Origin of the sequence: Rhizobium lentis, from assembly GCF_017352135.1 — a bacterium.
In the GTDB taxonomy this organism is placed as follows: domain Bacteria; phylum Pseudomonadota; class Alphaproteobacteria; order Rhizobiales; family Rhizobiaceae; genus Rhizobium; species Rhizobium lentis.
In genome coordinates, this window is record NZ_CP071454.1 from 4,270,098 (window position 1) to 4,290,942 (window position 20,845).

The 20,845-nt window shown below is 60.2% G+C and carries 24 protein-coding genes; 13 read left to right on the forward strand and 11 right to left on the reverse strand.

The features are described 5' to 3' along the window. The first annotated feature begins 74 nt into the window (after positions 1 to 74). From J0663_RS20900 to J0663_RS20925, 6 genes are all read left to right on the forward strand, one after another. The gene (locus J0663_RS20900) at positions 75 to 2,387 is read left to right on the forward strand and encodes a putative bifunctional diguanylate cyclase/phosphodiesterase (RefSeq protein ID WP_207242260.1); all 2,313 of its coding nucleotides are present in this window, start codon (positions 75 to 77) and stop codon (positions 2,385 to 2,387) included. Positions 2,388 to 2,637: 250 nt separating this feature from the next. Continuing rightward, on the forward strand, positions 2,638 to 3,402 hold the full coding sequence (purC, locus tag J0663_RS20905; RefSeq protein ID WP_008526002.1) for a phosphoribosylaminoimidazolesuccinocarboxamide synthase: 765 nt from the start codon (positions 2,638 to 2,640) through the stop codon (positions 3,400 to 3,402). A 15-nt stretch (positions 3,403 to 3,417) separates the two neighbouring features. Next, on the forward strand, positions 3,418 to 3,663 hold the full coding sequence (purS, locus tag J0663_RS20910; protein WP_207242261.1) for a phosphoribosylformylglycinamidine synthase subunit PurS: 246 nt from the start codon (positions 3,418 to 3,420) through the stop codon (positions 3,661 to 3,663). A gap of 39 nt (positions 3,664 to 3,702) precedes the next feature. Then, positions 3,703 to 4,257: an RNA 2'-phosphotransferase gene (locus J0663_RS20915; RefSeq protein WP_207242262.1), complete on the forward strand. Its 555-nt coding sequence runs from the start codon at positions 3,703 to 3,705 to the stop codon at positions 4,255 to 4,257. Continuing rightward, positions 4,254 to 4,925, forward strand: coding sequence for a phosphoribosylformylglycinamidine synthase subunit PurQ (gene purQ, locus J0663_RS20920; protein ID WP_207242263.1), 672 nt, complete (start codon positions 4,254 to 4,256; stop codon positions 4,923 to 4,925). The genes J0663_RS20915 and purQ overlap by 4 nt, the downstream gene beginning before the upstream one ends. 96 nt (positions 4,926 to 5,021) lie before the next feature. Further along, the gene (locus tag J0663_RS20925) at positions 5,022 to 5,420 is read left to right on the forward strand and encodes a hypothetical protein (RefSeq protein WP_207242264.1); all 399 of its coding nucleotides are present in this window, start codon (positions 5,022 to 5,024) and stop codon (positions 5,418 to 5,420) included. 24 nt (positions 5,421 to 5,444) lie between these two features. Here the strand turns inward: J0663_RS20925 and J0663_RS20930 are convergent, their stop codons facing one another. Further along, a complete protein-coding gene (locus J0663_RS20930) occupies positions 5,445 to 5,702 on the reverse strand; it encodes a DUF1127 domain-containing protein (RefSeq protein ID WP_207242265.1) in 258 nt (85 codons plus the stop codon). Between the two features lie 81 nt (positions 5,703 to 5,783). Here J0663_RS20930 and J0663_RS20935 point away from each other — a divergent pair, with 81 nt between their 5' ends. The 4 genes from J0663_RS20935 (at position 5,784) to J0663_RS20950 (ending at position 10,508) form a co-directional block, all read left to right on the forward strand. Further along, positions 5,784 to 7,202 (forward strand): aminotransferase-like domain-containing protein, encoded by a 1,419-nt coding sequence (locus tag J0663_RS20935; RefSeq protein WP_207242266.1) that lies wholly within the window; start codon positions 5,784 to 5,786, stop codon positions 7,200 to 7,202. 122 nt (positions 7,203 to 7,324) lie between these two features. After that, the gene (locus tag J0663_RS20940; protein ID WP_207242267.1) at positions 7,325 to 7,903 is read left to right on the forward strand and encodes an acyloxyacyl hydrolase; all 579 of its coding nucleotides are present in this window, start codon (positions 7,325 to 7,327) and stop codon (positions 7,901 to 7,903) included. Positions 7,904 to 8,023: 120 nt separating this feature from the next. After that, a complete protein-coding gene (gene purL, locus J0663_RS20945; RefSeq protein ID WP_207242268.1) occupies positions 8,024 to 10,255 on the forward strand; it encodes a phosphoribosylformylglycinamidine synthase subunit PurL in 2,232 nt (743 codons plus the stop codon). 19 nt (positions 10,256 to 10,274) lie between these two features. Next, a complete protein-coding gene (locus tag J0663_RS20950; RefSeq protein ID WP_004676237.1) occupies positions 10,275 to 10,508 on the forward strand; it encodes a BolA/IbaG family iron-sulfur metabolism protein in 234 nt (77 codons plus the stop codon). A gap of 233 nt (positions 10,509 to 10,741) precedes the next feature. Here the strand turns inward: J0663_RS20950 and J0663_RS20955 are convergent, their stop codons facing one another. From J0663_RS20955 to J0663_RS21000, 10 genes are read right to left on the reverse strand one after another with little or no spacing between them, the layout of a single operon-like run. Continuing rightward, a complete protein-coding gene (locus J0663_RS20955; RefSeq protein ID WP_207242269.1) occupies positions 10,742 to 11,779 on the reverse strand; it encodes a Gfo/Idh/MocA family protein in 1,038 nt (345 codons plus the stop codon). 2 nt (positions 11,780 to 11,781) lie between these two features. After that, positions 11,782 to 12,231 (reverse strand): type II 3-dehydroquinate dehydratase, encoded by a 450-nt coding sequence (gene aroQ / locus J0663_RS20960; protein WP_064712615.1) that lies wholly within the window; start codon positions 12,229 to 12,231, stop codon positions 11,782 to 11,784. Between the two features lie 31 nt (positions 12,232 to 12,262). Next, positions 12,263 to 12,631: a 5-carboxymethyl-2-hydroxymuconate Delta-isomerase gene (locus J0663_RS20965; protein WP_207242270.1), complete on the reverse strand. Its 369-nt coding sequence runs from the start codon at positions 12,629 to 12,631 to the stop codon at positions 12,263 to 12,265. 15 nt (positions 12,632 to 12,646) lie between these two features. Next, positions 12,647 to 13,507: a shikimate dehydrogenase gene (locus tag J0663_RS20970; protein WP_207242271.1), complete on the reverse strand. Its 861-nt coding sequence runs from the start codon at positions 13,505 to 13,507 to the stop codon at positions 12,647 to 12,649. 19 nt (positions 13,508 to 13,526) lie between these two features. Then, positions 13,527 to 14,300 (reverse strand): amino acid ABC transporter ATP-binding protein, encoded by a 774-nt coding sequence (locus J0663_RS20975; protein ID WP_281403856.1) that lies wholly within the window; start codon positions 14,298 to 14,300, stop codon positions 13,527 to 13,529. 7 nt (positions 14,301 to 14,307) lie between these two features. After that, on the reverse strand, positions 14,308 to 15,132 hold the full coding sequence (locus tag J0663_RS20980; RefSeq protein ID WP_207242272.1) for a transporter substrate-binding domain-containing protein: 825 nt from the start codon (positions 15,130 to 15,132) through the stop codon (positions 14,308 to 14,310). A gap of 44 nt (positions 15,133 to 15,176) precedes the next feature. Continuing rightward, a complete protein-coding gene (locus J0663_RS20985) occupies positions 15,177 to 15,827 on the reverse strand; it encodes an amino acid ABC transporter permease (RefSeq protein WP_207242273.1) in 651 nt (216 codons plus the stop codon). A 9-nt stretch (positions 15,828 to 15,836) separates the two neighbouring features. Beyond that, positions 15,837 to 16,505, reverse strand: a complete 669-nt coding sequence (locus J0663_RS20990; protein ID WP_207242274.1) for an amino acid ABC transporter permease — start codon at positions 16,503 to 16,505, stop codon at positions 15,837 to 15,839. Positions 16,506 to 16,553: 48 nt separating this feature from the next. Continuing rightward, entirely contained in the window at positions 16,554 to 17,375 is an 822-nt protein-coding gene (locus J0663_RS20995) for a sugar phosphate isomerase/epimerase family protein (RefSeq protein ID WP_207242275.1), read from the reverse strand. Next, positions 17,375 to 18,109 carry a GntR family transcriptional regulator gene (locus tag J0663_RS21000; protein WP_207242276.1) on the reverse strand — a complete coding sequence of 245 codons (735 nt, stop codon included), beginning with the start codon at positions 18,107 to 18,109 and terminating at the stop codon, positions 17,375 to 17,377. Before J0663_RS21000 ends, J0663_RS20995 begins: the two co-directional genes overlap by 1 nt. 254 nt (positions 18,110 to 18,363) lie before the next feature. On the opposite strand from J0663_RS21000, the gene J0663_RS21005 reads away from it, so the two are divergent. From J0663_RS21005 to hpaI, 3 genes are read left to right on the forward strand one after another with little or no spacing between them, the layout of a single operon-like run. Beyond that, complete coding sequence (locus J0663_RS21005; RefSeq protein WP_207242277.1) at positions 18,364 to 19,257, forward strand: intradiol ring-cleavage dioxygenase; 894 nt, start codon at positions 18,364 to 18,366, stop codon at positions 19,255 to 19,257. A 20-nt stretch (positions 19,258 to 19,277) separates the two neighbouring features. Then, positions 19,278 to 20,060, forward strand: a complete 783-nt coding sequence (gene hpaH / locus J0663_RS21010; RefSeq protein ID WP_207244557.1) for a 2-oxo-hept-4-ene-1,7-dioate hydratase — start codon at positions 19,278 to 19,280, stop codon at positions 20,058 to 20,060. An 8-nt stretch (positions 20,061 to 20,068) separates the two neighbouring features. Further along, positions 20,069 to 20,833 carry a 4-hydroxy-2-oxoheptanedioate aldolase gene (hpaI, locus tag J0663_RS21015; RefSeq protein ID WP_207242278.1) on the forward strand — a complete coding sequence of 255 codons (765 nt, stop codon included), beginning with the start codon at positions 20,069 to 20,071 and terminating at the stop codon, positions 20,831 to 20,833. Positions 20,834 to 20,845 lie beyond the last annotated feature (12 nt).

Here is a 20,845-nt window from a genome sequence, read left to right on the forward strand (position 1 = left end):
AAACCTCGCCACCCGACATGTGAGCGATTGCTTTCTAAGTCTTTCTTAATGGAAAGACCGCAGACTGCGCCGAGATGAAATCAGCGAGAACGCCCGTGAAGAAAGCCCGCCCAGAGGCTGATGAACCGCATGGCGATCGCGCAGCGGCTGAGGCCGGCGTCGGCGACGGGCCGACCGACCTCTCGGAACTGGCCGAGCGCGAGAGCCGATGGAACCATGCGCTGGTCGGCTCCGGGCTCGGCGTATGGGATCACAATTATCGTCTCGATCGAAAATATTATTCGCCGACGTGGAAAACCATCCGCGGAATGGCGCCCGACGAGAACGTCGCCGGCGACTATCAGGCCTGGCTTCAGCTCGTCCATCCCGACGACCGCGATTTCGTCGCGCATGCGATCGAGCGGCAGAATGCCGGCGATCCGGATTATCAGATCTTCCAATATCGTGAGCGCCACAGGGATGGCCACTGGGTCTGGATCGACTGCCGCGGCGCGTGCGTAGAGTGGGACGAGAATGGCGTGCCGACACGCATCGTCGGAACGGACATCGATATCACCGCCCGCAAGGAAGCTGAGGAGACGCTGTCGCGCCTGTCGCGCCGGCTCGACCTGGCGCTGGAAGTTTCCCGAATCGGCGTCTTCGAGGCCGATCTCGAAAACGACATCGTCGAATGGGACGATCGCCTGATTGCCATTTACGGGTTGCAGGGCGCGGCGCGCAAGATCGGTGGCGACGCCTGGGCGAAAAGCCTGCACCCAGACGACCGCGAGCGCGTGCTTGGCCTTGCCGACCGCAGCGTCGAAAGCGGCAGCGACTTCCAGCAGGAATACCGCATCATCCGTGGCGACGGCGTCGAACGCATCATCCGAGCCCGCTCGGCCTTCTTCGTCGATGGCAACGGCCAACGCAAACTGGTCGGCGCCAATTGGGACGTCACCGAGGAAGTCGCGCTCCGCAACGAGCTGCAGCGCGCCAAGGATCTGGCGGAGGCCCGTAACCGCGAACTCGAGGCCGCCAAGGAGAGCATCGAGCACTTGGCGCTGCACGATTACCTCACCGGCCTGCCGAACCGCCGCTATCTCGACAAGATGCTGGAGGACCGCGCGGCGCAATGTCGGACGAGCGGCCTTGCCCTGGCTATCCTGCATATCGATCTCGACCGCTTCAAGCAGATCAACGACACGCTCGGCCATCGGGCTGGCGACGCGATGCTGCAGCACGCGGCAACTGTGCTCAGAAATTCCGTCCGTGCCGCCGATTTCGTCGCCCGGATCGGCGGCGATGAATTCGTCATTCTCTGCACTGTCGATCCCGCTTCGAAGAAGACCGCCGGCCTTGCCGAGCGCCTGATCCGCGAATTGCGCAAGCCGGTCAGATATGAAGGGCACGACTGCCGTTTCGGCGCCAGCATCGGCATTGCCGTCGATTGCGGCGCCGAGCTCGACGCCAAACAGACGCTGCTCGACGCCGACATCGCGCTCTACCGCGCCAAAGGTCTCGGCCGAAACCGCTTCGAATTCTTCTCGGCATCAGCCCGCAGCGACATCGTCTCCGCCAAGCAGCTCGGCGACGAGATCCTGACCGGCCTCGAGCGCAATGAATTCGTACCCTTCTATCAATTGCAGTTCGATGCCCGCACGCTTGATGTCGCGGGCGTCGAGACGCTCGCCCGCTGGCAGCATCCGGTGCACGGGCTGCTGACGCCTGACCGCTTTCTCGATATCGCCGAGGATCTCGATGTCGTTTCGACGATTGACGCCCTGATCCTGGAGCGCGCGCTTTCCGACCGCCGTGCCTGGATCAAGGACGGGCTGTCGATTCCGAAAATCTCGGTCAACGTTTCTGCCCGGCGGCTGGCCGATCCCGATCTCGGCAAAAAGCTCCGCGCCCTGAAGATCGCACCCGGCAGCATCGCCTTCGAATTGCTGGAATCGATCTCGCTCGATGACTGCGACGAGGCGGTGGCCGCCAACCTCAAAAAACTGCGCAAGCTCGGCATCGACATCCAGATCGACGATTTCGGCACCGGTCACGCCTCAATCGTCAGCCTGCTGCGCTTGAGCCCGAAGACGTTGAAGATCGACCGCGAGCTGATCCGGATGCTGCCGCAATCGGCCGAGCAGCGCAAACTCGTCGGCTCGATTATCGATATCGGCCACTCGCTCAACATTCTCGTCATCGCCGAGGGCGTCGAGACGGCGGATCATATCCGTATTCTGGAAGAACTCGACTGCGACATGCTGCAGGGCTACGCGCTCGCCCGGCCGATGCCGGCCATGCAGCTTCCCTCCTTCATCCGCAGTGGAAGCTGGCGCCAAGGCCAGACGACCGCCCGCGCCATGCAGACGCATCTGCGCCGTGCGCTGCCGGCAAAAGCCGCCAAATAAAAACCTGTATAAGCGGCCCGCCAATTCGCCTTCATTCCACCGTAGGGGAAAAGACGCTAAGATTGGTCTTGCGAATTCATTCGATTCTCCTGGCGGTATTCCGTAAAATCCGGAAGCCGGGCCGGGAAACCGGAAACCGGGGAAGGAACGACAGGCGGATTGTGAAACTCTCTCTTTTCCTTTAAGGGGACGCCACGAGATCCATCCACTCGCGCTATCCCAAGAGCGCCAACAACAGAGAATGACCACGATGAACCGTCGCCGCCGTATCTACGAGGGCAAGGCAAAGATTCTGTATGAGGGTCCGGAACCGGGCACTTTGATCCAGTTTTTCAAGGACGATGCCACTGCCTTCAACAAGAAGAAACATGAAGTCATCGACGGCAAGGGCGTCCTCAACAATCGCATTTCCGAATATATCTTCAGCCATCTGAACAAGATCGGCATCCCCACCCACTTCATCCGCCGGCTCAACATGCGCGAGCAGCTGATCAAGGAAGTGGAGATGATCCCGCTGGAGATCGTCGTGCGCAACGTCGCTGCCGGTTCTCTCGCGAAGCGCCTCGGCATCGAGGAAGGCGTCGTTCTGCCGCGCTCGATCATCGAATTCTACTACAAGTCCGACGCACTCGATGATCCGATGGTCTCCGAAGAGCACATCACCGCCTTTGGCTGGGCCAATCCCGCAGAGCTCGACGACATCATGGCGCTCGCCATCCGCGTCAACGATTTCATGACCGGTCTCTTCCTGGGCGTCGGCATCCAGCTCGTCGACTTCAAGATCGAATGCGGCCGCCTCTTCGAGGGCGATCTAATGCGCATCATCCTGGCCGACGAGATCTCGCCGGACAGCTGCCGGCTCTGGGACATCGAAACCCGCGAGAAGATGGACAAGGACCGCTTCCGCCGCGATCTCGGCGGACTGCTCGAAGCCTATTCCGAAGTCGCTCGCCGTCTCGGCATCATCAATGAAAACGAGCCTGTGCGCGGCACCGGCCCGGTTCTCGTCAAGTAGGGCAGGAAAGACAAAGTGATCAAGGCTCGTGTCACCGTCACGCTGAAAAACGGCGTTCTCGATCCCCAGGGCAAGGCCATCGAAGGCGCTCTCGGCGCTCTCGGATTTTCGGGCGTCGGCCATGTAAGACAGGGCAAGGTCTTCGACCTGGAGCTCGAAGGCGCCGACAAATCCAAGGCCGAGGCCGAGCTTAAAGCCATGTGCGAAAAATTGCTCGCCAATACGGTGATCGAGAATTACGCAATCGCGATCGACGGATGATCACAGACCGTCGGCCGGCGGAATGTGAGGTTGGGCGTCATGACAAAGGCAAAGCTGGAGACGGAAGTCTCGAAATATATGAGCTATGTTTTGCGTCATGCGCCTGAAGCCGCGGGTCTGACGCTTGATGGCGAGGGTTGGGTATCCTTCGACGAACTCGAAAAGGCGCTGGCGTCGAAATATGACGTCTCCCGCGCAGACATTATCGAAATCGTCGAAAACAACCCGAAGAAGCGTTTCACGCTTGCCGATAACAGAATTCGTGCCAATCAAGGTCATAGCATCGACGTCGATCTCGCCTTGAAGCCGGTTGAACCGCCCGCCGCTCTTTTTCACGGCACCTCCCTGGCGAGCTGGTCGTCGATCGCCCGTGAAGGTCTGAAGAAGATGCAGCGGCACCACGTTCATCTCTCCGCGGATGTCGAAACGGCGAGGATCGTCGCAATGCGCCGCAAGGGTGAGTATGTTATCCTGCGGGTGGATGCGGCCCGCATGTTTTCAGAGGGTCATTCTTTCTTTGTCTCCGACAATGGAGTATGGCTCACCGAAAGCGTTCCAGTTCAATTTCTTTCGCCAGACGCGGGGACTCCATGAAATCAGCCGTCGTTCAACTTCCGGGCCTCAACCGCGACCGCGACATGATCGCCGCACTGACCAAGATCTCCGGCAAGCCGCCGATGACGATCTGGCAGACGGAAACCGAGATCCCCGATGTCGACCTGATTGTCATCCCCGGCGGCTTTTCCTATGGCGATTACCTGCGCTGCGGCGCCATCGCCGCCCGCATGCCGGTCATGCAGGCGATCATCGAAAAGGCTGCCAAGGGCGTGAAGGTGCTCGGCGTCTGCAACGGCTTCCAGATCCTCGTCGAGGCCGGTCTGCTTCCGGGCGCACTGATGCGCAATGCCTCGCTGAAGTTCGTTTGCCGGGAGATCAAGCTCGAAGTCGTCAATGCCGAGACGGACTTCACCCGCGCCTACGCGCAAGGCCAGCTTATCCGCTGCCCTGTTGCCCATCATGACGGCAATTATTTCGCCGACGAAGCGACGCTGACGAAAATCGAGGGCAATGGCCAGGTTGTCTTTCGGTATGCCGAAGGCACCAATCCGAACGGCTCGCTCAACGACATCGCCGGCGTCACGAACGAAAAGGGCAACGTGCTGGGCATGATGCCGCATCCGGAAAATCTGATCGAGGCCGCCCATGGCGGTTCGGACGGCCGCGGCCTCTTCGCCTCGGCGCTCGATGTCGTCGCCGCCTGAACCTGCCTTCAAAGCATGCCGCCCGCCGGCCGGCCATGGCCAGCGCAACGGCATGCACCCGAAAAGACCTTCATCCGGATTACTGGAGCACGATCAATGCGCCCTCGCCTCTCCGTCGCAATCGCCGCCTTGTTGACTGCTCTCGCCGCTGCCGTGGCAGCCTGCCAATCGGCGGCACCGGCAGCAGGTCCGAACCGGGCTGCGTTGCCGACGATGGAGCGCGTGGCGCTTGGCGCCAATGCCTGCTGGTTCAAATCCGGCGATCCGGCCTTTGCCGCCTACAAACTTGCACCCGAACTCAATTCCTTCACCGGCCGGCCGCGCATTCTCCTCGTTCACAAGAGCAGCCCGGAAAGCCGTCCGCTGCTCGTCGTGCAGGCCGAGGGAAGCCCGGCGCGTCTCCAGGCCTTCGGCCCGATGATGCAAGAGCCGGTCGCCGGGCGTATTGCCGGCGACGTCAATCGCTGGTCGGCTGGCAACAAGGCCTGCAGCTGATTGCCGTGATCAATCCTCTGCGGATCAATCCAAGAAAAACGACTTGCCGACCTCACGCGCTGCCTCGGATTGCGACACGCCGATATCCTTGAGCTCGCTCGCCGTCAGGCCTCTGAGTGCTCGACGACCTTCCCGCTTCTGATGCCAGAGAAGAATGGCCGCCCAGATCCGGCCCAGGCGCGTCGTCGTCTCGGCAGGCGCAGCCGGCACGACAATTTGCCTCCGGCCCTCGAAGGAGACAATCGGTACAATTGGCATTTTGATCTCAGGTAAGGCAGACATTCCAGGAATCCTCTCGCGGTGACCTTGGAATTGACTCATAATCTTGACAGGAACAATTTGACAATATAGGCAATTGTCACCATGACAAATTGGCTACCTGATCTTTCACGCGGCTCCGGGCCGGTCTATCTCCGGCTCGCCGACAGCATCGAATCCGCCATAGCGAGCGGCGCCCTGCCCGCCGGCAGCAAATTGCCGCCGCAGCGCAACCTTGCTTATGACATCGGCGTAACGATCGGCACGATCGGCCGCGCCTATGCGCTGGTGCACGAACGCGGCCTGGTCGCAGGTGAAGTCGGGCGCGGCACCTATGTGCTGAACCGCTCCGAAACGCCGCCCAGCGAACAGAGCGATCCCTTGACCGTTTCGCTTGCCGGCACCCGCTTCCAGGATGCGCCTGCAAACAAGATCCGATTCGACACCACCGCCGCGCCCGATCTCGGCCAGGGCAAGATCATCGCCGGCATTCTGGCGGAGATCGGCGAGCAGCATCTCGCGGAGATCTCCTCCTATTCCAGAAGTTTCCCGGCGAATTGGTTCCAAGCCGGACGCCGCTGGCTTGCCCGAAGCGGCTGGACGCCGGACGTCGAAAATATCGCGCCGACACTTGGCGCCCATGCGGCGGCGGTCGCCGTCATCGCCGCCGTCTCGGCACCGGGTGACAAGATCGTCTTCGAAAATCTCAGCTATACGCAGGTCAGCCGCAGCGCGCGCCTTCTTGGTCGCCGCACGGTGACGGTCGATTCCGATGAATTCGGCGTGATCCCCGATGATTTCGAGCGGCTTTGCCAGCAGCAGCATCCGAAGCTCGCCTTCCTGATGCCGACTGTTCACAATCCGACGGTCGCCATCATGCCGGAAGAGCGGCGCGCGGCAATCGCCGGCATCGCCAGGAAGCATGGGGTCTGGCTCATCGAGGACGATCTCTACGGCGGCATGGCCGATGACGATACGCCTCTGCTTGCCGCGCTGGCGCCCGACCGCACTTTCCTGGTCAACGGCCTATCCAAATCGGTTGCCGCTGGCGTGCGCGGCGGCTGGGTTGCCTGCCCGCCGCATTTTGCCCAGCGCATCAAGGTAACGCACAGGATGATCACCGGCGGCCTGCCCTTCATTCTGGCAGAGACCTGTGCGCGGCTCGTCGAAAGCGGCGCCGCCCACGATATCCGCAAGGCGAGCGTCGAAGAACTTTCCCGTCGTACCCAGCTTGCGAGAGAGCATTTGCAGGGTTTCGATTTCGAATCGCATCCGCACGCACCCTTCCTCTGGTTGAAGCTGCCGGAGCCCTGGATGTCCGGCACCTTCAAGAACGCCGCTTTCCGCGACGGCGTGCTCGTCGACGACGAGGACGAGTTCAAGACGGCGCGGGGTGAGAAGACCTATCACCGTGTTCGCGTTGGCTTCTCCTCGCCGAAGACGGGACAGGAACTGATCGCGGGTCTGATGATCCTGCGCCGTCTGTTGGAAAATGGCGGCTCCACCTATGACGGCGAAATATGACCTGTTGCAAATACACGTCATAGTTCCAAAAAAATATCGGCGCGAAACTGCGATGCTTTATCGGCCGGACTGCCATGCTACCTCTTGGTTATCCCGCGAGTGGGAGAATCAAAGGACAGCAGATGAAGATCGACTTCGGCAAGGTCGTTCTGCGCTTCTTGGGTGCAGCGTCGGCGGCAGCGGTAATCGGCTTTTTGGCCATGACCGGCTCCGCAAGTGCAGGTGAACAAATATTCGACGAATTGCGCTTCGGCGTTTCGGCCTCGGTACAATCGGGACATTCCAGGGAAAACGGTGTCTATCCCGAAATTACGGCCCTCTTCGATCCCTTCGGCTATAATGAGACGGTCGGCTGGCAACAATTCCTGCGACCCCGTGTCCATGTCGGCACCTCAATCGGCACCTCGGGCGAAGCCACGCAGTTTTTCACCGGCTTCACGTGGACTGTCGATTTCAACGAGAAACTGTTCGCCGAAGCCGGTTTCGGCGGCGTCGTTCATACCGGCGATCTCGATGACGATGGTGACGGCCCGGGGCTCGGCTGTCGCGTTCTGTTCCACGAATATGTAGGCGCCGGCTACCGTTTCACGCCTCATTGGAACGTGATGGCCCAGATCGCCCACTCTTCGCATGCCAATCTGTGTGACGGCCCGAACGACGGCATGACACGCGCCGGCATCCAGATCGGCTACAAGTTCTGATCGATTGCCCCCTTTGCGAAAAAGCCAGCCCGCCCTCTGTTGACGGCGGGCATTTTCCTGTCGCGCGCCGCCGCTACATAGGCTAAAGACAGCGCAAAACGCGCCAGGGATTTTCCGCTCATGACCATTCCAAACACCATCCCGATCACGCCGGAACTCATTGCAGGCCACGGCCTGAAGCCGGACGAGTACCAGCGCATTCTGGATCTGATCGGCCGCGAACCGACCTTTACCGAGCTCGGCATCTTCTCGGCCATGTGGAACGAGCACTGCTCCTACAAATCCTCGAAGAAATGGCTGCGCACGCTGCCGACCAAAGGGCCGCGCGTCATCCAGGGACCGGGCGAGAATGCCGGCGTGGTCGATATCGATGATGGCGATTGCGTCGTCTTCAAGATGGAGAGCCACAACCATCCCTCCTACATCGAGCCTTACCAGGGCGCTGCGACCGGTGTCGGGGGCATCCTGCGCGACGTCTTCACCATGGGCGCACGGCCTATTGCCGCAATGAACGCGCTGCGCTTCGGCGAGCCGGATCATCCCAAGACCCGTCACCTGGTTTCCGGCGTCGTCTCCGGCGTCGGCGGTTACGGCAATTCCTTCGGCGTGCCGACGGTCGGCGGCGAAGTCGAATTCGACGCGCGTTATAACGGCAACATCCTGGTCAACGCCTTTGCCGCCGGCATCGCCAAATCGAACGCCATTTTCCTGTCCGAAGCCAAGGGTGTCGGCCTCCCGGTTGTCTATCTTGGCGCCAAGACGGGCCGCGATGGCGTCGGCGGCGCGACCATGGCATCGGCCGAATTCGACGAATCGATCGAGGAAAAGCGCCCGACCGTTCAGGTCGGCGACCCCTTCACCGAAAAATGTCTGCTCGAAGCCTGCCTTGAGCTAATGCAGACCGGCGCCGTCATCGCGATCCAGGACATGGGTGCAGCCGGCCTCACCTGCTCGGCCGTCGAAATGGGCGCCAAGGGCGACCTCGGCATCCTGCTTGAACTCGACAAGGTGCCGGTCCGTGAAGAGCGGATGACCGCCTACGAGATGATGCTGTCGGAAAGCCAGGAGCGCATGCTCATGGTGCTGCAGCCGGAAAAGGAAGAAGAGGCCAAGGCGATCTTCGTCAAATGGGGTCTCGACTTCGCCATCGTCGGCAGGACGACCGATGATCTGCGCTTCCGCGTCATGCATCAGGGCGAAGAGGTCGCCAATCTGCCGATCAAGGATCTCGGCGATCAGGCGCCGGAATACGACCGCCCCTGGCGCGAATCCGGCAAGCCTGCCCCCCTGCCCGCCAATCTTGTCGCCGCTCCTAAAGATTACGGCCAGGCACTGCTCCAGCTCGTCGGCTCCGCCAACCAGTCGAGCCGCCGCTGGGTCTACGAGCAGTATGACACGCTGATCCAGGGCAATTCGCTGCAGCTTCCCGGCGGCGACGCCGGCGTCGTGCGCGTCGACGGCCATCACAGCAAGGCGCTTGCCTTCTCCTCCGACGTGACGCCGCGTTACGTCGAGGCCGATCCGTTCGAAGGCGGCAAGCAAGCGGTCGCCGAATGCTGGCGCAACATCACCGCGACAGGCGCCGAACCGCTCGCCGCCACGGACAATCTCAACTTCGGCAATCCCGAAAAACCGGAGATCATGGGTCAGTTCGTGCAGGCGGTGAAGGGCATCGGCGAAGCATGCCGCGCGCTCGATTTTCCGATCGTCTCCGGCAACGTCTCGCTCTACAACGAGACCAATGGCGTCGCGATTCTGCCGACCCCGACGATCGCAGGCGTTGGCCTGCTGCCTGACTGGCGCAAGATGGTCCGCATCGGCAGCGCCAACAACGGCGACAAGGTGATCATGATCGGCCTCGACGGCAGCCATCTCGGTCAATCCGTCTACCTCCGCGACGTGCTCTCCAGCCGTGAAGGTCCGGCGCCGGAAGTGGATCTCTTCGCCGAGCGCCGTAACGGCGATTTCGTCCGCTCCGTCATCCGCAACGGCCAGGCGACTGCCTGCCACGACATATCGTCGGGCGGCCTTGCCGTGACTCTCGCCGAAATGGCCATGGCTTCGGACAAGGGCCTGACGATCGATCTCGGCGAAGGCAAAGGCGCACCGCATGCGCTGCTCTTCGGCGAAGACCAGGCGCGCTATGTGCTGACGGTGCCGGCCGATGTGGCGGATTTCGTCTGCGTCAATGCAGAAGGCGCCGGCGTTCCGTTCCGACGCCTCGGTACCGTCGGTGGAGACGCACTCATTGTCGGCGATCTTATTTCACTGCCGATTCAGCAATTGCGCGATGCCCATGAATCGTGGTTCCCTGATTTCATGGAAGGCCGCGGCGAACTTGCCGCGGAATAATGCGCAAGGAGTAACGATCATGGCCATGAAACCCGGCGATATCGAAGACATGATCAAGGCTGGGATTCCCGGTGCCAAGGTGACGATCCGCGATCTGGCGGGCGACGGCGACCACTACGCCGCTGAAGTCGTTGCCGAAGCCTTCCGCGGCAAGAGCCGCGTACAGCAGCACCAGATGGTCTACGAGGCGCTGAAGGGCAATATGGGCGGCGTATTGCATGCTCTCGCCCTGCAGACCTCCGCGCCGGATTGACATGCCGGCTTCGGCCGGTTGAAGCTTTGAAGTGAAACAGACCCGGATGGAAGGATTCCTTCTGCCGGGTCTGTTTCATTTCAAGGCGCTTCCCATGACACAGTGTCCGGACTCGTTGAAACGGACCGGTGGCTTTGCTCCAGAGATCCCAGGTCCAGTATCACCTCGCGCGCGAGATGGCGCTTAAGATCGTTCGCGCGAGTTGCGACCGCCTTGAGCTGGCGCGCAACCTTTTAAATCAGGCTGATGCGCTGGCCCGCTGCGGCGGATCGCTTCACGGCGTCGATAACCTTCAGGGTTTCCAGTCCCTCGCGCCCACTGACCAGAGGCGCTTCCTCGCCCCTGATGACCCTGCAAAGCTGGCGTATCTGCAAGATGAGTGGATCTTCATTCTCGACTTCCGCGCGATTGGATTCGAATGGTTCCGTCCAACTCCGCTTGCCAGGATTGCTCCACATTTCGAGCGACGGCACTGCCAGCGAACCGTGCGTGCCGCCGATCATATAGCAGGCCTCATCAGTTTTGGGGTAAGCGGGGTTTTCGCCGGTCGTCATCTCCCAACTCCACGGCGCGACGACGGAATCCGAAACGGAAACAGTGCCGAGAATTCCATTCTTGAACTCGATGAGGATCACCGCGGTCTCCTCAACGGCGTTTCCGCGAACTGCGTTGGATTCGAGCGCCTGGACCGCCGTGATATCCCCGAATAAATAGCGCAGGTTGTCGATGTCGTGGATCAGATTGAGAAAGACTGGTCCCGCGCCGCGTTCGCGGCGCCAGGGAGTGTCGAAGTATTCTTCCGGTTTGAATAGCCAGAACATTGCATTCACGATCAATATTTGCCCGAGCTTTCCGCTTTCGATGATCTGTTTAGCTCGTTGCATCATCGGATTATGTCGGCGATGATGCCCGGTCAGCAGTGGGACGCCTTTCGTCTCGGCTATCTGAACAAGCTTCTCGCCAGCGGCAATATCGTCGGCGATCGGCTTCTCGATCAATGCCGGGATGCCGGCCTCTACGGCCTCAAAACCGTTTCTGACATGGATCTGGTTGGGCGTCGCGATGATGAGGCCGTCAGGGCGCGCTACGGCGACCATTTCAGCGAAGCTCGAAAACCATTTGGCGCCGACCTCGCTTGCGATCGCCCCTCCAACCGGGCTCGGGTCGACAACAGCGACAAGCTCCGCCATCGGTTCGTCCAGCACGTGCTTGATGTGACGCCTTCCGATAAGCCCCGCTCCGAGGACCGCCAGTTTGACCGCGGGAGCCATTGTCAATCCTTCTTCGGCGCCTTGAGCATCGTCGCGACGCGGCGAATTCCGAGCTGATAGCCCTCCGTACCAAGTCCGGCGATGACGCCGTCGGCGCGGTGGGAAACGAAGGAATGATGACGAAAGCTTTCACGCTTATGCACGTTGGAGATATGAATCTCGATGACGGGACCCTCGAACGTGTTCAAGGCATCGAGGATTGCAAGCGACGTGTGTGTGAATGCGGCCGGGTTGATGACGATACCGGCTCCGTCTTCGCGCGCTTCGTGGATCCAGTCGATGATTTCATATTCGCGGTTGCTCTGGTGGAAACGGATCTCGTGGCCGAGCTCTGAGGCCAGCTTCCGGCAGTCTGCCTCGACATCGGCCAGCGTCTCGTGACCATAGATGTGAGGCTGACGCTTGCCGAGCAAATTGAGGTTTGGGCCATTAAGAACGTAGATCAGGCTCATTGCGATTTTCCTTGTGCGGGCGTTGCCAAACTCAGGCGAACGCTATTTCCTGGAATGCGAAATTGGGGTCGGACTCGTAGAGATCAGCCCGCAGCCCCAGCCGGCCTGCTTGCAGCGCCGGGGCTGCGACATCGCGCGCAGCTTCGAGCACCGCCTTCAACAACTCCCGCTTCGTCTCTGCCGGCCGGCCAGGCGCCATGCGCACGATGATCTGGATGAAGTGATTTTCCGGGTGCTCGTCGCCGACGCAGGAGAAGGTCGCCTCCCTGGCGAAGGTCCGCACGGCGGTGGGCTTCACCAGGCCTCCGTCGCGCACCCGGTGGTGGACCGCTCTGGTCAATTCATCGATCGCCACCCGTTCGGCAGCACCCCGGCTATAGTCGATAATGATGTGCGGCAAGGCATGTCCTCCCGGTCAGGCTGTGGCTCGACACAATTCTTCGAAGTGGCGCGACATGCGCTCCGCATCCGGTTTTACACCCGTGAACAGTTCAAAGGCCGCCGCGGCCTGGAACACGGTCATGCCGCCGCCGGGCAAGGTCCTGCACCCCTTCTTCTCGGCCAGGGCCAGAAGCTCGGTCACCAGCGGCATGTAGACGATATCGGCGACCCAGTGACGTGGATGAAGCCATTCCGGGTTGATGGGGAGACCCGGATGACTTCGCATGCCCGTCGGGGTAGCGTGGATTAGCCCATCAGCAGAATCGAGCGCCGCGCCGACGTTCGCGATCGGCTGCGCGCAGGTTCTTGAAAAGCGTCGGTTGAGCTGATCGGCAAGCGCGGCGGCGCGATTTGTGTCCTGGTCGAAGATCGAGAGCATCTCGATACCGAGCTTGATGGCCGCGTGCGCGACGGCGACCCCCGCGCCGCCTGCACCGAGCAGGACGGCATGCGTTTTGGCTGCGTCGGGCATGCCTCGCTCGAAATTCTTATAGAAGCCATACCAGTCCGTATTGTGCCCGATCCGCTTTCCGTCCCGAAGCACGACCGTGTTCACCGCTCCGAGCATCTCGGCGTCCTCGGACAGGCTGGTAAGATGCGCGATGACCGTCTGCTTGCACGGATGCGTGATGTTGCTTCCTGCGAAGCCACGGTCCTCAAGTTCTGCGAGCAGCCCGGACAACGCAGAAGCGGGTAGACCGCGCTCGGCGAGGTCGACGAGCTCGTAACGGTAATCCAGCTTCAGGTTCCGCGCCTCGGTCTCATGAAGCGCGGGAGACTTCGACATCTGGATGTCGGCCCCAATGAGGCCGACGAGGAATGTGTTGCTGTTCATCTCGATAAAACCAATCGGCTCAGTGATGTGCGAGGATCTCTCCAAGGAAGGCCTTGGTGCGCTCATGCTTCGGAGACCTGAAAAAGACCTCGGGCTCGGCCTCTTCGATGATCTCGCCTGAAGCCATGAAGATGACCCTGTCTGCGACCTGGCGGGCAAAACCCATTTCATGGGTCACGCAGATCATGGTCATGCCGTCGCGTGCGAGACCGATCATCGTGTCCAGCACTTCCTTGACCATTTCCGGATCGAGGGCCGATGTGGGTTCATCGAATAGCATCGCCTTGGGTTCCATGCAGAGCGCCCGGGCAATGGCGACACGCTGTTGCTGCCCTCCGCTGAGCTGCGCGGGATACTTCTCCGCCTGATCAAGGATTCGAACCCGTTCGAGGTATTTTCTCGCCAGTCTCTCGGCGTCAGCCCGGCTGGTTCCGCGGACCCTCATCGGCGCAAGCGCGCAGTTCTGCAGAACGGTCATGTGGGGGAACAAGTTGAAGTTCTGGAACACCATCCCGACTTCGCGCCGAATGGCGTCAACCGCCTTGGTCGTGCCATCGAGCGACTGCCCATCGACGACGATCTTGCCTTCCTGGATCAACTCGAGAGCGTTGATGCAGCGGATCAAAGTCGACTTGCCGGAACCCGAAGGCCCGCAAAGGACGATCTTCTCACCTTTGCGAACCGATAGGCTGATGTTTTTCAACGCATGGAAGGAGCCGTACCATTTCTCCACCTTCTCAAGGGATATCAATGTCGACTGATCATTAGCGGAACTGAGCACGGCGCCCTCCATGTATGCTTTACTTGACGGTGAACGGGATGTTGGGGATGGATTCCGGGAACGTCGGCAGATCGATCTTCATCCACTTCTTGGTAATGGCTGCAAGTTCGCCATTGGCCTTGATCTTGTCGAGGAACGCATTGACGGCCTCGTTCCAGTCCTTCTCGCCCAGTCGTGTTCCGACGCCATTGTAAGTCGTCAGGAAGTCGATCTTGCGCTCATAGGTGCCTGGGCTGGCGGCATCCAGCCGCTGTCCGTAGAACATGTTGCCTCCAACGGCCTTGACCTGTCCGGAGACCAGCGCCTGAATGGTAGAGGCGTCGTCGTCGAAGCGGCGGACGGTCGCCGTCGATCCCACAGCGTCAGTAATGGCCTTGTCCTGCGAGCTGGACTTCGGCACGCCGATTTCCCATCCGGCAACATCGGCAGGCGTTTTCGCGGTATCGGCCTTTGCCGCATAAAGCGAGATCGTGTTTGCCGCATATGGCTTGCTGTACTGTATCGACTTGGCGCGCTCTTCCGTCATTGCCATCGTGGCGAACAGGATATCGACCTTTCCGGTGGTCAGGGCCGGAATGCGATTGGCGACGGCGAGTGGCTGGAACTGGACCTTAACTCCGAGCTCCTTGGCGAAGAGTGTCGCAACATCGGCGTCGAACCCGTCTTGCTTGCCGCTCGAGTCGACGAAGCCCCATGGCGCGTTGTCGCCCTGAATGCCGACGACGATCGTGCCCTTGGCCTTGATCTCCTCGACGGTCGCCGCGGAAGCCGCTGCGGCCCCTACTGTGGCGAAGGCGGCGGTAGCCAGGGCCATTCCAAGAAATTGTCTGCGATTGTTATGCATTTCCATTCTCCTCCTCTGTGGTCTTTGCTTCGGGCGAAGCAAGGTTAGCGGACGGCTTTCGCCATCCGTTTTTCGAGGCCGCTCCCGATGTGGGAGAGAGGCCAGCAAATGATGAAGTAGACCATTCCGACGATCCCGAAGACGAGCAGTGGGCGGTAGGTCTGGTTCGAAATGATCTGTCCGGCACGGGTCAGCTCGATGAAGCCGACGATTGCTGCAAGCGATGTGCCCTTGATGAGCTGAACGAGAAATCCGATGGTTGCGGGCATCGAAATCTTCAGCGCCTGTGGCAGGACAACGTCCTTCATTCGGGAGATGTAATGCAGCCCGAGTGCGTTCGCGGCTTCGGTCTGGCCCTTCGGAACGGCTTCGATCGAACCGCGCCAGATCTCGCCCAGGAAGGCGCTCGCATGGAGGGTGAACGCGATTGCCACAGCGATCCATGCGTTGACGTCGACGCCCAATAGCGCGACGCCGTAGTAGACGACGAAGAGCTGCATCAGGAGCGGCGTGCCCTGGAAGAGCGCGATGTAGCCCGACGACACGAAACGTGCGAAGCCGTTCTTCGACGTGCGCACCAGAGCGATCAGGATTCCGAATACACCTCCTCCGACGAAGCCGATGATGGCCAGCAGCACGGTCCACTTCAGACCCTGCAAGAGGAAGAACAGCTCGTTTTCGCCGATGGGACCCATGAACGCCTCCTATCGGGTCGGGTAGTTGAAGTAATAACGGGAGATAAGGGCGAAGATGCCCATCATCAGGCTCGAGATGACGAGGTAGATTGCGGTCACGCTAAAATAGACCTCGAAGCTTCGGAAAGTATCGGATTCGATCCGTTGAGCCGCCGAGGTCAACTCGTAGGCGGCGATCGAAGTGCAGACCGAAGTCGTCAAGGTCAGCATCACGAACTGGCTGGTCAGGGACGGATAAATCGCCCGCAGAGCCGGCTTCAGAACGATCAGCCGGAACACATCGGCCTTGTGCAAGCCCAAGGCAAAGCCTGCCTCAACCTGTCCCTTGTTCACACTTTCCACGCCGCCTCGAATGATCTCAATCGCATAAGCGCCGCCATTGATCCCCAGCGCGATGACAGCGGTAGCGGTGGGATTCAATCGGATGCCCATGAGTGGAAGTGCGAAGTAGATGAAGAATATCTGCACCAGGAACGGTGTGTTTCGGACAATCTCGACGAAGGCAATCGCGGGAGATCGAACGAGTTTGTTCTTGGATGTTCTTGCAGCGACGCCGAGAATACCGATGGCGAGCGCAAGGATCATGCCGGCAACCGCAAGACCGAGCGTCCCAAGCGAGCCCCAAAACAATTCTGGGGCGCGGTCGAAGACCGCACCAAAATCGAAAGTATAACCCATATGTTGACTTCCTCCCTCCGACGCGGCTCACGCCTCGCCGGCGCCGGATCAGCAATCCGGCCCGAATAACCCTTCGGCCTTGTCGTACAGATTTTTCAAATGCACCTCAGGCGGGGCGGCCCCCGTGAGTGGCACCTCAACCGAGATTGCAGCGCAGCCATCGACTGCTGCGATGAGTTCCTTTAACGGCAGTTCGCCCTCTCCCGGTGCAAACCGCCCGCCTCTAGCTTCAGCGATCATTTCCTCTGGTGTCACCGGCGCCGGCCCAGCGACATCGCACAACTGGACGTGCTTCACCCAGAGCGTCTCGGTCCGGAGCGAGGCAAGTTTGCCGCCATTCCTGAAGAAATGTACTCCGTCGACGAGGGCGCCGGCATTGCGGGCACCACTCGCCTTCACAAGACTGACGCTGTCCTGGAAGGTTCTGGTCACTCTCCAACCCATGTTCTCGACATCGACAGCCAAGCCGTAGCGGTCCGCAAGGCGGCAGAGATCGGAGAGGTTCGATACCAATCTGGATTGATCAGGATCATCTCCACAGACACTGAGCCGGCGTGCTCCAATGTTCGCAGCCGCGGCGACTGTGGCTTCCATCAACGACGCCTCGAACGACGGGTCGATTACGAAGAACTCGATATCGAAAACCTCGACGCCCTCACCGGCAAGCACGGATTTCAGCTCGCCTGCAGCCGAACCACCGGCAGGCAGCTCGTAGTAAGGCGCACCGGGGAACGCCGGATGCAGCCTGAGCCCGATCCTGGAGAACCCCGCGCGCGCTGCGGCCTTCGCAAACTCCGCGGGAGGCAGCAATATTGATGAGAAGTGGGCGACGCCTATCGGGGGCGCCGATTTCGATGTTGCGGCGGCCATCACACGATTCCCTTCGTCGCGAGATGGTTGCGCAGATTGGTGCCGGTGCGATGAATGTGCTGGCGGAGCTTATCGCAGGCATAGTCGACATCACGCGCGACTGCGCCCTGGGCAATCTCGCTATGCTCCTGCCCGACGTTGCGATCGCCCGACGTACGGATCAGGAAGACGCGGCGATATCGGTCGTTGAGATTGAGCAGAAGACTGCAGAAATGAAGTAGCAGAGGTTTCCCGCAGCCCGAGATCAGCGTCAGGTGGAACTCGCGGTGAAGCGCTTCCCAGTGCTCCAGCGTCTCGGGATGTGCGGCGTCGCGCTCCGTGCGGTTTAGACGATGAAGCGCACGCATGACGTTGCCCTCCCAATCGACGTCACCAAGACGCATGGATTCACGCAGCGCGAAAACTTCAAGTTCCTCGCGGAGGCTGGTGACCTCTTCGAGATTAGCCAGGGAGATCGGCGCGACGCGATAGCCTCTGTTGTCCTGAAACTCGACCAGACCGTCTGAAATGAGTCTGGCTAAGCCCTCCCGCAACGGACTCAGACTGACATTGAAAGTCTTCCGCGCCTTGTCGAGATTGATCTTGCTGCCCGCTTCCAGTTCACCGGATATGATCGCCTCCCGAAGGCGCGATGCGAGCTGGCTGCCGATGGTGTTCTTGCCATCGTCGAGGAAGCCGGCTGACGGTCCGTCGTCTGTCAACGACCCAAGGAAGCTGTCGTCGGCCGAGTTCATCCTTCCTCCCAAAGACACCTGCCAAAGTTTCGATAATCGATATGATAAACGATTATTGATGTCAACTTGAATACGTCAGAAAACACGAGATGTCTGCGTATTCGCTCGAGAAGATCAAAAAATATAACGTAATTTCAATCATTTGATTAACGCCAACCACATCCCCTCCTCCGCCAATAGCATTGAGCGCCCCGTCGCTGGTTGACAAATAATCGATTATTCTGGTAGTCGAACATTATTTGGGAGGTAGCCTTATGGTAGTTAGAACCGAAAGCGAGTTGACGCCTGCCGTTCTCGCCGTGATGAACCGCACCGAAGATCCACGGCTCCGGGAGATACTCGTTGCAATAGTAAAGCACCTCCACGCATTCGTGCGGGAGGTCAGGCTGTCGGAAGTCGAGTTTCGCGAAGCGACCGCCATTCTCAACGAAATTGGGCAACTGCAGACCGACAGCCACAATGAGTTCGTGCTCATGGCCGGATCGCTTGGCGTCTCGTCGCTCGTGTGCCTGCTCAACAACGGCGACAACGGGCAGACCGAGACGTCACAGTCGCTGCTCGGGCCCTTTTGGCGGCTCAACTCACCGCGGGTGGAGAACGGCGGAACCATCATCCGCTCGGAAACGCCGGGAACACCCCTGTTCGTCCACGCGAAGGTGGTTAATCGGGGAGGCAAGCCCATCCAAGGCGCCGAGATCGACGTATGGCACGCCTCTCCTGTCGGCCTTTACGAGAACCAGGATCCTGATCAGGCAGAAATGAACCTGCGCGGCAAGTTCACTACGGACGACGAGGGTCGGTTCTGGTTTAGAACGGTCAAGATGGTGGGCTATCCCATCCCTGTCGACGGGGTCGTAGGTCGGCTTCTTAAAGCGCAAGGCCGCCACCCTTACCGACCGGCGCATCTGCACGCCCTGATCTTCAAAGAGGGATACAAAACCCTCATCTCCCAGGTCTTCGACCCGAGCGATCCGAATATTGATTCCGATGTGCAGTTCGGCGTCACTGCGGCTTTGACAGGCGACTTTGTCCGTCATGACGAGCCGCACCCATCCGACCCGGACGTTAGTGGCCCGTGGTTCTCGCTCGACTACACCTACGTCATGGAGCCGGGCGAGGCCGTCCTGCCGCGTCCCCCGATCAAATAACGAAACAGCAGAGCCACATCATGATTACGGAAAAGGAACGCCAGGCGACAGCCGACGCACTGCTGAAGGCAGAAACCGAACGCAAACCCATCGTCCAGCCAAGCAGGACATATCCGAATTTGGAACTTGAAGACGCTTACAAGATCCAAGCACTCTGGGCGCAAGCCCGGATTGCAAAGGGCGCACGGATCGCGGGTCATAAGATCGGACTGACATCGCGGGCGATGCAGATGGCCTCGAAAATGACGGAGCCCGACTACGGCGTCATTCTCGACGATGCCCTATTTAACGACGGAGCGCAGATCAAGGCGGAGCTCTTCATCAAGCCTCGCCTCGAAGTCGAACTTGCCTTCGTGATGGGTGAGGATCTCGAGGGACCGGGCACTCGGATCTATGATGTCATGCGCGCGACGGAGTTTATCGTCCCCGCGCTTGAGATCATCGATTACCGAACGGAGGTGCCCAGAGCGATCACCGATACGATTGCCGACAACGCTGCTTTTGGAGCGATGGTCGTAGGTGGTCGTATCATCCGGCCGATGGATATTGACATCCGCTGGGTCGGCGCAACCCTTTCAAAAAACGGCATCATCGAGGAATCGGGCGTTTCAGCAGCTATCATGGGGCATCCGGCTGCCGGAATCGCCTGGCTTGTGAACAAGCTTCATGCCGTCGGAGCCGGGTTGAAGAAGGGCCAGATCGTTCTTGCAGGCTCGTTTACTCGCCCGGTGGACATCGCTAAAGGCGATGTCATCCAAGCCGACTATGGTCCGGTCGGCTCGATCGGCGTCTCGTTCGTGTGAGCGCTCCCATGGAACTTCCCATCAATCACTTCAAACGGAAATTGATAGCCGGTCAGAGCCAGATCGGTCTCTGGTGCGGCCTTCCCGGAAGCTACGCGGCAGAAATCGTCGCGCCGTCGGGCTTCGACTGGGTGCTGTTCGATACCGAACACTCTCCAAGCGACGTCCTTACTGTCCTACCGCAATTGCAGGCGGTCGCGCCTTACGACGTTTCCCCAGTCGTACGCCCGGCATTCAACGATCCCGTGCTGATCAAGCGCTTTCTGGACATCGGCGTCCAGACGCTCCTCATTCCCTATGTGCAGAACGAAGACGAAGCGAAGGCGGCGGTCGCCGCCATACGGTATCCGCCGCGCGGGATGCGCGGCGTCTCCGCCTTGACGCGCGCCACCCGCTTCGGGCGTGTGCCGAATTACGCGCGGATTGCCGAACAGGAGATCTGTCTGCTTCTGCAGATCGAGACCCGCGAGGCACTCGGTCGGCTAGAGGCCATCGCAGCGGTCGACGGCGTCGACGGCATCTTCATCGGCCCCGCTGATCTGGCGGCTAGCTTCGGCCATCCTGGACAACCGGGACACCCCGAGGTGGTCGCGGCGATCGAAGACGCGATCGGACGCCTGAAAGTACTTGGAAAACCGGCAGGCATCCTCACGCCCGACGAGACGTTCGCAGCCCGCTGCATTTCGCTCGGAACGTTGTTTACCGCTGTTGGCGTAGACGTCGCCCTCCTTGCAAGAGGTTCGGAGGCGCTCGCAGCCCGGTTTGCATCTTAGGAGTTCGCCCCG